Source organism: Burkholderia sp. LK4 (assembly GCF_001043615.1).
In the GTDB taxonomy this organism is placed as follows: Bacteria; Pseudomonadota; Gammaproteobacteria; order Burkholderiales; family Burkholderiaceae; genus Burkholderia; species Burkholderia cepacia.
The window spans coordinates 1-13,705 of the sequence record NZ_LDUL01000006.1 but is presented as its reverse complement, the minus strand read 5'-3'; the positions used below and the strand labels follow the sequence as shown (position 1 = coordinate 13,705).

Annotated in this window: 13 protein-coding genes and 1 pseudogene; 8 read left to right on the top strand and 6 right to left on the bottom strand. The window is 54.7% G+C overall.

Annotation, left to right across the window (positions count from 1 at the left end; all coding sequences use genetic code 11):
• Positions 1-389: 389 nt before the first annotated feature.
• Both VK92_RS01930 and VK92_RS01925 read right to left on the bottom strand, forming a co-directional pair.
• A complete protein-coding gene (locus VK92_RS01930) occupies positions 390-1,232 on the bottom strand; it encodes an ImmA/IrrE family metallo-endopeptidase (protein ID WP_048028795.1) in 843 nt (280 codons plus the stop codon).
• Positions 1,233-1,236: 4 nt separating this feature from the next.
• Positions 1,237-1,560, bottom strand: coding sequence for a helix-turn-helix domain-containing protein (locus VK92_RS01925; RefSeq protein ID WP_048028793.1), 324 nt, complete (start codon positions 1,558-1,560; stop codon positions 1,237-1,239).
• Positions 1,561-1,841: 281 nt separating this feature from the next.
• Here VK92_RS01925 and VK92_RS01920 point away from each other — a divergent pair, with 281 nt between their 5' ends.
• The 4 genes from VK92_RS01920 to VK92_RS41440 all read left to right on the top strand — a co-directional run bounded on the left by VK92_RS01920 (position 1,842) and on the right by VK92_RS41440 (position 7,514).
• On the top strand, positions 1,842-2,951 hold the full coding sequence (locus VK92_RS01920) for a metallohydrolase (protein ID WP_231616426.1): 1,110 nt from the start codon (positions 1,842-1,844) through the stop codon (positions 2,949-2,951).
• A 12-nt stretch (positions 2,952-2,963) separates the two neighbouring features.
• Positions 2,964-5,195, top strand: a complete 2,232-nt coding sequence (locus VK92_RS01915; protein ID WP_082163811.1) for a ThiF family adenylyltransferase — start codon at positions 2,964-2,966, stop codon at positions 5,193-5,195.
• A gap of 8 nt (positions 5,196-5,203) precedes the next feature.
• Complete coding sequence (locus VK92_RS01910; protein ID WP_048028782.1) at positions 5,204-5,986, top strand: hypothetical protein; 783 nt, start codon at positions 5,204-5,206, stop codon at positions 5,984-5,986.
• Between the two features lie 172 nt (positions 5,987-6,158).
• Positions 6,159-7,514, top strand: a complete 1,356-nt coding sequence (locus VK92_RS41440) for an HNH endonuclease signature motif containing protein (RefSeq protein WP_131723330.1) — start codon at positions 6,159-6,161, stop codon at positions 7,512-7,514.
• Positions 7,515-7,600: 86 nt separating this feature from the next.
• Here VK92_RS41440 and VK92_RS01900 read toward each other — a convergent pair whose 3' ends face one another.
• The gene (locus VK92_RS01900; RefSeq protein ID WP_048028771.1) at positions 7,601-8,017 is read right to left on the bottom strand and encodes a winged helix-turn-helix transcriptional regulator; all 417 of its coding nucleotides are present in this window, start codon (positions 8,015-8,017) and stop codon (positions 7,601-7,603) included.
• Positions 8,018-8,155: 138 nt separating this feature from the next.
• Here VK92_RS01900 and VK92_RS01895 point away from each other — a divergent pair, with 138 nt between their 5' ends.
• The gene (locus VK92_RS01895; RefSeq protein ID WP_048028764.1) at positions 8,156-9,004 is read left to right on the top strand and encodes an NAD(P)H-binding protein; all 849 of its coding nucleotides are present in this window, start codon (positions 8,156-8,158) and stop codon (positions 9,002-9,004) included.
• A gap of 105 nt (positions 9,005-9,109) precedes the next feature.
• Here the strand turns inward: VK92_RS01895 and VK92_RS41435 are convergent, their stop codons facing one another.
• Positions 9,110-9,373, bottom strand: coding sequence for a hypothetical protein (locus tag VK92_RS41435; RefSeq protein ID WP_131723329.1), 264 nt, complete (start codon positions 9,371-9,373; stop codon positions 9,110-9,112).
• 443 nt (positions 9,374-9,816) lie between these two features.
• Here VK92_RS41435 and VK92_RS39360 point away from each other — a divergent pair, with 443 nt between their 5' ends.
• Both VK92_RS39360 and VK92_RS39355 read left to right on the top strand, forming a co-directional pair.
• Positions 9,817-10,500: a response regulator transcription factor gene (locus tag VK92_RS39360; protein ID WP_082163810.1), complete on the top strand. Its 684-nt coding sequence runs from the start codon at positions 9,817-9,819 to the stop codon at positions 10,498-10,500.
• Positions 10,497-10,904: an H-NS histone family protein gene (locus VK92_RS39355; protein ID WP_231616425.1), complete on the top strand. Its 408-nt coding sequence runs from the start codon at positions 10,497-10,499 to the stop codon at positions 10,902-10,904. Before VK92_RS39360 ends, VK92_RS39355 begins: the two co-directional genes overlap by 4 nt.
• Positions 10,905-11,237: 333 nt before the next feature.
• Here the strand turns inward: VK92_RS39355 and VK92_RS41430 are convergent, their stop codons facing one another.
• Entirely contained in the window at positions 11,238-11,348 is a 111-nt protein-coding gene (locus VK92_RS41430) for a DUF2827 family protein (protein ID WP_122982955.1), read from the bottom strand.
• Between the two features lie 231 nt (positions 11,349-11,579).
• Positions 11,580-12,406 (bottom strand): annotated as a pseudogene (locus tag VK92_RS01890) (DDE-type integrase/transposase/recombinase).
• 372 nt (positions 12,407-12,778) lie between these two features.
• On the opposite strand from VK92_RS01890, the gene VK92_RS39345 reads away from it, so the two are divergent.
• Positions 12,779-13,705 (top strand): ESPR-type extended signal peptide-containing protein (locus VK92_RS39345; protein ID WP_269434863.1); only part of this gene is annotated, 927 nt, incomplete at its 3' end.

Here is a 13,705-nt window from a genome sequence, read left to right as displayed (position 1 = left end):
CGGTTGCCCTTCCAACCAGCAGCCAGAAGATAGCGCCTCTGCGCGCAGGCGATCACCGAAGCACCAGCCCAGTACAAATATGCCCGCCGGGGTTGCCAAATTTCTATACGACTGCGCAGCTACCCGAGGTCTTGTAGATTGTCCGAACGGCGCCGTTTGGCCGCAAAACGCGCGACGGCTATCGGCAGGACAGAAATTGGTTGATAAGCTTGGCATTTCGTGCCCAGATGGACACACCCTCTCGTCCCCACATCCTAGAGGGGCTGACGGAAGAGATAACGGGATGCGACGGTGCCGCGATACGCGACACGATCGTGTCAGCCGAGGCAATCACCCTCGATTGAGGAGATTCCGGTGGCATCTCCCTCTGCGATACTGGTCTAGCAATATCAGCGAAGCGGTTTCCGTACGTCCTCGGTACGCGGCAGAATAAGCAAAGTCAGCACTGTATCGTACGAATCGGATGTGATTTTCATCTCTCTAAGGCGAGAGGACGGCGCGGCGTGCGGGAACCAAATGTTCGTCGGAACAAGAACACCCTGCTTTTCATTGGTGACTTCGGGCTTCGCTGCCAACGACCCAGGTGGAATTTCGATGATTTCCTTAGCGGTGCGGAAGTACGCGCCCGCCTGGTAAGCCGCCTCACTTGCGTTCGCGGAAAGCATGTAACCCTCCCGCGACCGCACAAGAATCGCTTTCTCGTCGGTACAAGAGAGCCACTGAAGTATCGCGGCAGTGAGACTTACACCGTACCGCTCGGCGCAATCGCTGAGCACGTTAATGTCGACCGTAGGAGGGACTTGTGCCCGGAAATCATGAAGCGGCATCAGGAGATACGCCGCGAACTTATCCGCTTCCAACTCAATAGCCTTCTGGTCAGCGGACCAGTCGTCCATATCCCCGGCGGTACATTCGAAGACTTCCCGAGCGGCTCTGTGAAGGAAGTAATGCCCCAGTTCGTGCGCCTGGGTAAAACGAATTCGGCCCTGCGAAGACAGACTGTCGTTGTAGAGCAGGAGCCATCTATCGACTTGGCGAAACAATCCGCCCTCGAACCCAGGAATCGATGCAGCCTGCACCGCAGCAATCGGGTCCGGAAATTTGAAGATGTCCGCGCACCCCAGTGCCAACATCTCGACATCTACCGGATAACGCGCTCCTCCGTGGGCAGCATGAAACGCATCCAGTACCTGACTCAAATTGTTTGCAACCTTCGCAGGCGACGTAGCCATTGGTCTAGTTTCTTTGTTTGAATGTCTCCAATATTCTACGCAGTTGCTCCTTCGAATCGGAGTCTAATTTCTGGTAGTTTCGGTAAAAAGCTTCATCTTTATGACGCTCCTCTGGTGCCCGAACGTCTTCTTCTATGAAATAGCTGGCTGAGACGCCCAAGACATCCGCCAGTTGGGTTAGCTTTTCTGCCGAAGGCCGTTGCGACTCTCTGTTCTCGAGCTCCCAAAGATAGCTTTTGCTCATCCCAGCCATCTCCGCCAACTTCTCGAGCGTGAGGCCCTTTTGCTTCCTTAGATCTCGAAGCTTCTCGCCAAGTCTCGTTGCCATTGTTAGTTCCTCGCTCGCACACAATACACCGATTGTACAGTACCACGATTCCGAACTTTTCGTTTGACAACTACGAACACGGGTAGTACTGTGGCTTCGCGTGTTCGCTACTCCGAACTTTTTCTATGATTTAGCCGGATTTCTCCGGGTGAGGCGTGGGCGAGCGGTGGTTGGGGCTTTGTTGTGGCCCCGCTTAACAACTCGACGCCGCATCGCGGCTCTCGTAAGGACTTACCGGCATGACTCCGAAAATCACCTTCTACCCCGTCGGAAACGGGGACATGACACTGCTGCAGCTCGAAAGCGAACGCACGGTGCTCATAGACATCAACATCCGCAAGCCCGACGACGACGTACGCGATGTGGCGAAGGACCTGCGCGACGCCCTGAAGACCGACGCGAACGGTCGCCCCTACGTCGACGTGATGGTGCTCAGCCATCCGGACCAAGACCACTGCCGCGGCCTGTGTGACCACTTCCATCTCGGCCCGCTGTCGGAGTACAACGACAAGGAAACCCCGAAGAAAATTGTCATCCGCGAGATGTGGTCGTCTCCGTTGATTTTCCGCCGCTCGAGCAAGAAAAACCATACCTTGTGCAAGGACGCAAAGGCATGGGATTCGGAGGCCCGCCGGCGCGTGAACCGTTACAAGGAGCACGGCATCGGGGAGAACGGCGACCGCATTCTGGTCCTGGGCGAAGACCAAGATGGGAAGACGGACGACCTGATTGAAATCCTCGTAAAAGAAGGCGAGACGATCACCCATCTCTGCGGCACGTCGGAACCGAACTTCAGTGGGTTGCTGCTTGCGCCGTTGCTTGCGGATAACGACGACGAAGATGAAGTGCTGAGCAAGAACGAGTCGAGTGTCATCATGAATTACTCGATCGGTGTCGACGGCGCCCCGGAAGCAGTGAAGTATTTGTCCGGCGGGGACGCCGAGGTCACGATTTGGGAACGGCAATGGGAGCGGCACAAGAAGGAGCCTTGGGTCCTCGAGTACAACCTGCTCTCGACGCCGCACCACTGCTCGTGGCGCTCGCTGTCGAACGACAGCTGGAGCGACTTGGGGCGCGACGCCGAAGTGAGCGACGACGCTCGCTCGGCATTGAGCCAAACCCTGCCCGGCGCCATCATCGTCGCAAGCTCGAAGGAAATCCTCGACGACGATGTCGACCCGCCGTGCATCCGCGCGAAGGAAGAGTATGAGGAAATCGCGAAGGACGCCAAGGGCGAGTTCTGGTGCACCGGCGAGTATCTCAGCCCCGACGAACCCGAGCTCCTGATTTTCGAAGTGTCCGCAGGTGGCCTGAAGCGCGTAAAGAAGCAGGCCAAAAAGGCTGCCGCGGGTGCAATGGGCCTCGGCCTGACTCCGGTCGCGCATGGCTGAGCGGGGTCGGCAATGACGGTATCTGTCGCTATCGATGATGCAATTCGGACCCTTCGCTCGCACTCGGCCGTACTCGATGTTCGCGTCGAGGAGCTGACGTCTGGCGGCATACTTGTCAAAGCTGACTTTGACACCGACCTTCCCTCGACATGGCGGGCCAAGGGCGAAAGCCCGACAGGAGTCCGTCCAGTCGAGGAAGTGCATTTCCGTTTTTTCGACGATTTCCCGAAGTCCTCACCACGCATCACCTTGCGTGAGGACTTCAATCGCAATCTTCCGCACATTAACTGGCATAAGGCCGGCGAGCGCGTTCCGCCTTGTATTGCGTTCGGCGGAAATCGCGCCTTGCTTTTCCATGGTGGTATGGCACTGGTAGCGGAACAAACGGCTCTGTGGTTGAGGCGTGCTGCTACAGGAACGCTCATCGACTCGACGTTAGGTTGGGAACCAACGCGTCGGGAGTCGACCCCTACCGGAATTGAAATGGATGTTGAGGCGCTCGCCACCTCGGATCATGTGCTGGGTCACCCCATGTTCTATCAGGTCGAGGGAGCATGGGACAAAACGTCGGGCACCGCTTGGTTCGGTCGCGCCAAGCAACTTGGCGAAACACCCTCAACTGCAACACACAAGGAGATGTTGCGCTGCTCCGAGTACGAAGGTTTCCTGGTCGGGCCCCGCCCTCTGATTGTATGCTGGCCGGACGCCGTGGATGACGCACAGCCAGCGATAAATGATAAGTACCTCCCCGATACTGTGCATACGTTCGGGGATCTGCTTAAGCGCGCAGAAGAATTGTGCTGCGCCCGCAGCATGCGCATGGCGCTCGCTCGTGTGCGCGGGGCGAACAAGTCACTTCGCCCAAACCTGTCGCTGCCAGTTCTCTTTGTCTTGCCGGTCCGCAGACCAGCAAGCGTGATCGGCTTCGCGACAAATATCGAAATGCTAGCTTATCGCTTCGACGTTCCAGCGACTTCGGCTGTCAAAGACTGGTCGGATCTGACAGTGTCGCATGCCTACTTTGCCACCCCGTCGACGCCCACGTTGCAGCATCGCATCTCAGGCCTCGAAGAGCGAGACACGCCTCCATCGTTCGCCTTCATCGGTTGCGGAAGTCTAGGCTCAAAGGTGGCCATGCATCTTGTTCGTGCTGGGGTAACACCTTCACTGCTAGCTGACGATGATTCGTTCTCGCCGCATAACGTTGCTCGTCACGTGATTTTTCCTGAGCAAGCAAAGAGCATCAAAACGAAAAGCGAAGTCCTGGCTCAATTGATTGCGTCGTTCACGGGCCAGGCTAAGCCGCTCGTGTGCGATCGCGACATTACGCTTGTGCACAAAGATGACCAGCCGTATCGATCAATTCTCGCCAGTGAGCGCTCGGTGCTCGTCAATACCACAGCTAACCCGGCCGTTCGCCACTTCCTCGCCGACGCTCCTTTCCCGGCACGCGTCCTCGAAGCCTGCGCGATGAATTTTGGCGACGTGGCCGTGTTGACTATGGACGGGCCAAAACACAATCCGTCGACCAGCGACGTGATGGTGGTCGCCTATGAGGAACTTCGCGTACTCGGGCTTCTGAATGAATCTGCGAGCAACATTCATACGGCGGTCAGCGTCGGTTTGGGGTGTAACTCAATGACGATGCCGATGTCCGATGCTCGAATTTCGATGATTGCCGCCGGCGTAGGTCAATACGGCCTGAACCTGCATCAAGACGGCCTGCCCGGGCATGGGGTCGTGTCCACGGCGCGCGTGTCGGCCGACGGCATGTCAATTGCCTGGCAGCACAAGCAAGTGCGCGCCACTCGGATTGTCGAAGTCGATGACGAGGCCGGCTGGACGGTTCGCGTTCTCAACCAAGCTCATACCAAAATCGCCGCTGATGTTGCCTGCCATACGAACGTCGAAACTGGCGGCATTGTCGTTGGTCGTGTCTCACAGGTCTCACGCGAAATAACTATCGTCGACGTCCTGGATGCACCGCCGGATAGTCGGCGATCCGCGACAAGGTTCGAGCTCGGCACGGAAGGCTTGATGGAGCGACTTACGGCGTACAACGAATCGGGGGCCGGCGTGCTTTGGTACCTGGGTACGTGGCACAGCCACTTGGCGCCGATGGGACCTTCGTCGGTCGACGTGGAAACTGCGAACGGCCTTAAAGGCACGATCCCTGGTGCTGTCGTTTTGCTGATTCATCGCCCAGATGGGTACTCAGCCCTCGTTCGGTCGTCACTTTCGTAGAGGTTGCTATGGCGTTCAACATCGAATTCCCCTTTGACGAGTACGACCGGAAGGCTCGCCTCGCGCCGGCGTTGCTTGCGCTTTCACCAATCTTGGTGGGTTTGGCAATGCGCCTCAGTGAATGGGCGTTTCTGGGCATCATCTCATCCCTCGCCATCTCCCTTGGTGGCCTTTGGCTGCTGACGGACATCGCGCGTCGAATGGGAAAGGCGAAGCAAGAGCGACTATTCAAAGAATGGGGTGGCAGCCCGACCGTGCAGTTGCTGCGCCACTCCGACGAGCAACTGGACGAGGATTCGAAGCGTCGATACCACCGAGTCCTGGGTACGAAGGCAGACGTCAGAATGCCGAGTACCGAAGACGAGCGCAGTGAGCCGAAGAGCGCCGACGCAAAATACAGATCCGTGCAGCAGTGGCTCCTTCAGAACACCCGCGACAAATCCAAATTTCAGCTTCTCTTCAACGAGAACGTGACGTACGGCTTCCGCCGCAACGGCTACGGCCTCCGTCGTATCGGCTTGGCATTCTGTGCGATTTCAGTAGTGTGGGCAATGTGGCCTGCTCCCTTCGCTACATGGGCCGCGTTGTCGCAGCTTATCTCCACGCCGAAGGTGTCGATTCAGCTCTGCACGTCCGGAGTCATGACCCTCGTGTGGCTCCTTTTCTTCACCAAGGAAACCGTACGCGTGGCAGCGTTTTCCTACGCTGAAGAGTTGCTGCGCTCCTGCGAACTGATTACTGTTGGCGATACACCGAAAGCAGCGGACTCACTGCCCCCCGCGACAGCTTAACCATTCGAAAACTAATCCGACTTGGATACTTACGAAGACGTCGGAAATTTCCTCTATGCCCTCGGACTTCTCGTAGGAAAGAAAACGCGTGGTGCGGCACGCTCCATAGGCATCAATCTGATGCAACAGACGCCGCTTGACCGACGGCTACATCACATAAAAAGGATTTTTGATGAGTCACGTGTTTAACGTCGAGGACTTCATACACCTCAACAGCTTCTACAGCAATCCGCAGTGCCGACGCGTCGTACGGGACCTCTACAAAAGCAAGTGCAAATCATGTGATGAGGAAATTGTTGGCGACGACTACCACGTTGCACATATCATCTCCCGCAGCCATCCGGAGCTGATGGAAAAATATCTCCCCGGGCTGGATGTAGACAATTTACTGAACCTCAAGCTCTCCTGTCCGACCTGCAACCTCAAAGAGAGCAACTTCGTCCTTGACACCCCAATCCTGACACACAACTTCAATGTGTCTGCCAAGGCGATATCGTTGCGATTGAAATCCATCTTGGAAAAGCTCAATAGCAATGAAAAACAGATAGCGATAAGCAGTGTCGATTCGAAGATTTGCACCACCATTCTTCACATCGAAATCGACGAAATACGGCGCAATTCGTCTGACTGGCACGGTGCACTCGCGATCCCTCAACGCTACCTGGACGATCGGACGCGAACGGCCATGGCGCAAGCTTTTGGAGCAGATGCCCATGGGTTCTCCTTGTACGAAACCCTGGCAGAAGCTCTGCACTATCTTAACGACTCAGTTCAAGTGAATGGGACCACATACTCTTGCCGAGGCAAGCGCAAGCCTGCTTGGTGGGTCAAAGCACACTCGCACCTCTGGAGTGAAACTAGAGGGAGGCAATCGATCGAGGACGCGATCCGCTCAGCGGGATTAACCGACATCGTTCTCCTCGATCCTGATGAACTATCTGAACGACAAGGCCTGTGGATTCCATTGCGAAACGAATCTCAACGATGGTTCTATGACGTCATCGGCACCATTATTCGAACAAACCGCAAAATTGACCGTCAGCGGAGCAAACGATACGTTGTTTTAGCGGAAAATGAGTGGTACTGGTTGAACGATTGCTTTGACAGACTGACCTATGTTGAAGCCGGGATCGGCGTGAGTACGCCACGCCTGAAGGCACCCGAAGCATTCGTGCACTTCACAAGTGACAAGGGCAAGCTCCACATTCACGACGAAGGTCAAAACGTTCCAGATGAAATCAAGGAGATCTGTCGCTCGGCCAGTGAAGCCTCAGTTTGGTGCGATGGTACGGTGATGCGCACAGGCAAGCTCAAGTCGTGGCTTGCTCGTGCGTTTGATTTGGCTGAACTCGGGGCTTGCAAGGTCACCGGACCAGATTTGATCCGTATCGGTGACATACAAACTCAGTGGAAATGGGTTCCACCGCTACCCAGATTGAAAGGTAAAACTCGCGAGCAAATTCGAAATGAGTATGATGCTAATTACGCGTCCAAATCGAGGCGGAAAAAGTATAGCAATGCATCATGACATCGTGTATGTCTGCACGACGAAACAGAGATGGGGAAGTCTCGCCAAAGGACTACCCCCGCCATGTAGCAACAGTAACTCTTCGATCATACAGCGATCTGCGTAGCATCACTCTGGCGCTCCCTTCTGTCGAACTTTTCCCGCGCCGCGTCTATATGCAAGCTGTGCTCAACCACCCAAGTTCTGAGCGCCTCGAGCGGGGCAATCAGCGACCGGCCCACATCTGTAAGCTCATACTCAACCTTCGGGGGAATCGTTGCGTATGCCGTGCGCGTCACCAGTCCATCACGTTCCAGATTGCGCAGGGTCAATGTAAGCATGCGGTGCGAAACGCCGCCTATCTCCCGCATGATCGCATTGAAACGAGTTGGGCCTTTCGATAGCACACCTACGACCATCACAGTCCACTTGTCACTGACCTGGTCAAGGATTTTTCCGAGAGCTCTGCAATGCTCACGATCGTCTTCCTGAGAAGGTTCAATTTCGGTCGCTGGCGCTTTCATGGCACGTCCCCTCTCCAGTAATTACGTACATGTATGTTCGTGGAGAACACTTCTGTGCGTTCTTGAATTCTGGCAGCATCTGCGGATAATTTCCATATCGCAAGGAACACTATGTTCGTTGCATAGCGGAGCATCGATATGTTGATTGGAGTCAGCGGGGCAAGCGGGAAACTCGGGCAAGCGATCCTCTTGGAACTTAAGTCCCGCGGGGCTGGGGACCGGGTAATCGGGATCACCCGCTCGCTACAAGCTGTAGAAGGAACCGCTCAGGCGCGCTTGGGCGACTACGATCGCCCGGATACACTGTTGCGTGCCTATACCGGTCTGGACCGGTTGCTGCTCATTCCAAGCGCCGATCTTCGCGCAGGCGTTCGCAGTGCCCAGCTCAAGGCTGCTATTGACGCGGCGGTGCAAGCTGGAGTGGCCCACATATTTCTCATCTCGGCCAGCGGTACGCGCGAGGTACCCGACAGTGCTCTCAATGCAGGGTTCTGGAACGGCGAACAACACCTCATCAGCACGGCGCCCAAATGGACCATCCTACGGATGAACTACTACGCCGAATCAATGGCCGAGGAAGTAATGATGTCCCTAGACCAGGGTGTGCTGACAGGGCTGGGCGACGAGCACGTTGCCTATGTCTCCCGCGATGATCTTGCAGCAGCCGCCGCCGGCGCGCTGCTCGGAGAGGGGCATGCCGGCGCCGTCTACAACATCACGGGGCCAGCCATCGTGACTGGTCCCGAGAAGGCTGCGATTGCCTCCAACGCCTTTGGCAAGGCTCTCCAATACGCGGTGATTTCTCCGGACCAACTCCGCGCAGGTTTTACGCAAACGGGATTTCCGGCCGAGGTGGTCGAGGCGGTGATCGAAATCAAGCGCACGTTTGTCGAGGGCAACTTCGACATTCTGACAAATGATGTTGAACGCCTGTCGGGCCGTGTACCCAAGTCCCTGCACCACGTTCTGGTCTCATCAAAGCCGTAAAAACGCGAAGGCGTTCGCGGCTCGCAAAGTGACGTATTGGATCAGCACTGCTTTGGCATGCTTACCCTATCTGGCCTCCACCACGTTCTATGCAACCTAAGTGGATCAGGTCGTGAAGCGTGCAACGCGCTTGGCTTGCACGAACAGCAGCGCGCAACGTCGCATCGCGATCGAGTAAGCCATGAAGGATTCGGTAAGCTCGATCGGAATTAGCTCAAAGACGTCCTGAACGATCCAATACATGCGATGCAGCGCGGCACCGGTTACTACTTGCGGACGATCGCACCCAAGCTGCGGGTTCTTTGGCCCCAAAATCTCGTCGCCTTGCTCGGCTACAAGGCTGCTGCGCCATTGGCGGCCTGACCTCATCGCGTGCGAACAAGAATTGCGAGGGTGGCCGCAGGGGCATCACACCGGCAGTTGATGCCGCGACCGGCGGCTCAATCGCTTACCTCTGAGCGGCTATTGTCACGGGTAAAAAATCCACGGGATCTTATTCGCTTGCACGGATCGCTCGCGCGAGAATGGTGAAAAATAAACACACGCAAGTTGATTGCGCAATTAATAACTGCTCACATCACATGAAGACGTAACGGACTCTCGGAGCACGCCCTCTCCTACTAGAAGAGCGGGATCATCTTTTTTGCTCGCACGGATTGCATGAAAAAGCCAATTCGATGTCGATAATTTCTTGTAAGCGCGAATGCCTTAGCAAGAATAGTTAGCGATTCATCGTACCACATTAAATCCGCAACCGAGACAAATCAATCTTCATACTAAATAAATTATATATTCGAAGAGCAGCCGGGGTTATGAAAATTCTTGTAGTTGATGATGATTCTGCCTTCGCAGATTTTCTTAACAAGACTTTGTCTGAGGAGCGCCACGAAGTTCTTGTAGCCAGAGACGGTGTAAGTGCAGTGCGCTCCCTCGAGAAATCAATGGCTGACCTAGTTATTTTGGATTGGACGGTGCCGTTGATTTCCGGGCTCGATATCCTGAAATGGATTCGGAGGAATCTCGGGTATAAAATGCCGGTTTTGTTTTTAACAAATCGCATATTTGAGCATTCCATTTCTGAAGCATTGGACGCGGGGGCTGACGACTACGTGACGAAGCCAATCGGGAAGAGGCAATTGCTTTCCAGAATAAATGCAGTTACAAGAAGGGCTCGCAACTCAGACGACAGGCAGATGGTAATTGAGGTAGGAAGCTACCGGATTGATAATTACGAAAAAATAGTTTCTATTAACGGCACCAAAATAAATTTAAACACAAAGGAATTTGAGCTAGTTTATACGCTATTCGTGAATTATGGACGAATCGTGCCGAGAGAGCATCTTGCGACGACAATATGGGGTCGACCAGAAGATCAATTTTTTAGGCCACTCGACTCCACCATCTATCGAATTAGAAGCAAGCTAAATTTAAATATGCAAAATGGAGTGTCATTGAAATCAATATACAAAATCGGGTACCGGCTCGAGGGGATGTGAATATCCTTTCCGTCCGATTGTTTGCGACGAGTGGTGGAGAATTGGCGGTGCACATGGAAAATTATCGACAGTATCTGAAGGTGCGGGCTCGATTGGAGGAGCAACTTAAGATTGAGCGAGATAAAGTAATTCACTCAATTGTCGCGGAGATAAGAGACTGCGTCCGAATTTTCGGGCTGGCTGTCGCGGATATTTTTCCGGATGAAGCGATGAGGGATAGTTCGACTCGTCGTATGAAGAGACGGCCTGCAAAATATTTCGACCCCGTTTCGGGTGCGACGTGGTCTGGTGTCGGACGGGAGCCAATATGGATAAGAGGTCGAAATAGAGAGGAATTCTCGATTAATCGCTTCGTTTCCCAAGGCGAAAATTTGCCGTTTGATGGTGAGAAAGATGACCGGTGACGAATCAACATATAGCGGGGCCATCACCCTCACCATTGGAGAGTCGCATCTTCAAGATCGAATTTTGCATTAATTATTTATAGTCTGGAAATTGAATGACAACGATCACCAATAGTATCATAATAATTACTAAAGACTGTTGCTAGTTCGCGAGTCATCCAACCGCGCGAGATAATTCGCGCACGGACTAATGCATCAGATTTCAAAAATGACGGTTGCGGCTGGAAATTTCTACTCGTTCAAACATTTGCTTCAACTTTTCGCGATACCCGTCGTCCTCGGTGGGTGCCAGCAACAGAATGCGGCTGCCCACTTTGGAGTCGAAGTTTTAGACTAGCAATAGTCGGCGGTGTCGAGCAGCATCGAGTTGCGAATCAGTGGGTGGCCACCACACATCTCGTCGTAATACAGGTAGTTCCGCACGATTTCACAGTGATGCGACACGCAGCATCTTGGTTGCGCCTCATGAAGCCCGGCGAGCTAATCCACAACTCGCAGGTCTCCATTGTGATGGCATACGAGATCGAAGCTGTTCGCGAAGGGTGCAAAGGCCGGATGTTCCTTCGTGTGCATACCGCGGATGTAGCCATCCTTCGTCGGAGGGCGGGCTGTTGAAGATATGCCCCGACTGACCTGTCCCTCTCAGGAGGGACAACGGGCTTCTAGCAAAGTCCATTAAACCAGTTTCTGGAAAGCTGCAGGAGCAACTGCTGTTGTCCGATGTTTCGCTGCAAACGCTGCAGTCGAAAGGCAATCCAGTGCGCTCCGCGATGACCCGAGCATGCGCGAGGCTCGTGAACCAGTGCTCATTTAGGCATTCATCGTGGAACTTGCCGTTGAACGATTCAATGTATGCATTCTGCGTCGGCTCGCCAGCCTGAATCATCTTCAACGTCACGCGGTTGTCGTAGGCCCATTGGGCCAAGCGCAAGGCTCGCAAACTCGGATCCCTTGTCCGTTCGCAGCACTTTGGGATAGCCTCGGGAAACGCGCTGCCCTATCCAGCGCTCGAGTGACATACAAGCCCGAGATACCGTGGTCCGCCACGATATCGACAGCCTCATCGATGAAATCGTCGACGATGGTCAAGCACTTCAGGTGCCACCTGTGCGAAAGCCTGTCTATCACGAAATCGATTGACCAACCCTCGTTGGGTCCATTCGGCAAAGCCCCCTGCTCGCGTTCAATCATCACGCCGTGGCGCCGGAGACGGCGCCTCATGGCCAGTCCCGCTTCACGATAACGGCGATGCACCGCTTGCGGTTCGCGTGGATGTCCTCGCGCTCCACCAGGATGTGCAATCGCGACAGCCGAACCGCCGACGCTCATGGGTCAGTTCCACCAAGCACGGCGTCAGCGCATCATTCTCGTGATCCGGCTTCGCTTCGTAATACAACACGCTGCGAGAAAGTCCACTTCCTGCGCAACTCCTTGACCGGTACTCCGGCCTCGGCTCCCTTCATAAAACAGATGATTTGCTCTTCCGCAAGGCGCTTCTTCATCTTCTTCTTTAAAAACAAACTTCTCTAGGTTCCGGCTGACCCTGCTCGCCCCGGAGGGGGCAAGTCAATTACCCCCTATGGCTGGCCGAGATCGAATACAAAACTGGATGAACAAGCGGCATATCGTCTGATTAATTAATTATGCGCCGCATTCATAGTTTTAACAAAAATTCAAACATCACCACTTGTTTTGCGAGAATTTGCCAGATTTCCAGGCACGCAGTCTCACTAAAATTCAACGTCCCGCATGGTGCGGTTTAATTGTCGTTAAAAAATCACCATCAGATCAACAATTGAAATAGTTTGATACCCCCTTATTGCCAGAACAAGGTCGATTGTTTACTTAAATTTAAATGGTATACCGATTAAAAAATGAATAATTTCTACAAGACCATTTGGAATGAGAGTCTCGGCGCTTGGGTCGCCGCGTCGGAACATGACTCTGCGCGCGGTAAACCTAATAAGAGGGGCATTGTTCTCCACACCGCCTTCGCCGTGATCAGCCTCGTTGCAGCCCATGGGGCGAGCGCACAGTACTCGGCCGGCGCTGGGAACGCGAGTGGCACCGGTTCGGTGGCAATTGGCGGGGGTAATACATATACTTCAACGGCATCTGGGTTTGAAGCCATTGCAATTGGCGCAGGCGCGACGGGCTCGGCAAATTACGCTACAGCAGTTGGGCCGTTCGCAGCTGCGAGTGGAACTAATGCGAGTGCTTTCGGATTCTCGTCCGGCGCGTCCGGTACCAATGCAGTGGCTGTGGGCGCCAGCGCGGTGGCAAACAACACCAGCGCTACGGCGATAGGCGACTCTGCGACGGCCTCAAACACTTACGCAACGGCGGTCGGGAGCGGATCCTTAGCCTCGTTCACCACCGCTACCGCGCTCGGCTATCAAGCCAACGCGTCGGCGGCCGGCGCCACGGCGATTGGCACCGGATCGACTGCGAACGTTGCAGGATCCGTCGCGTTGGGGCGAAGCTCCGTGACAACTAGCACGGCTTCGGGCGCAACCGGCGGCACCAGTACCATCAGCAATGCGACCATCGGCGCGACGACCTACAGCAATTTCGCGGGTTCTACAGCTTCAGGGGGAGTCGTAAGTGTTGGCGCAGCCGGCGCTGAACGCCGGATCCAAAACGTTGCTGCAGGTTTGATTAGCTCGAGTAGTACCGATGCGGTCAACGGCAGTCAGCTTTATTCGGTCGCAAGCACAACCAGTTCAAGCATTACCTCGCTGTCGACGTCAACCGCGTCCAGCGTCGGCTCGCTGTCCACCGGCCTGAGCTCGACCAACAGC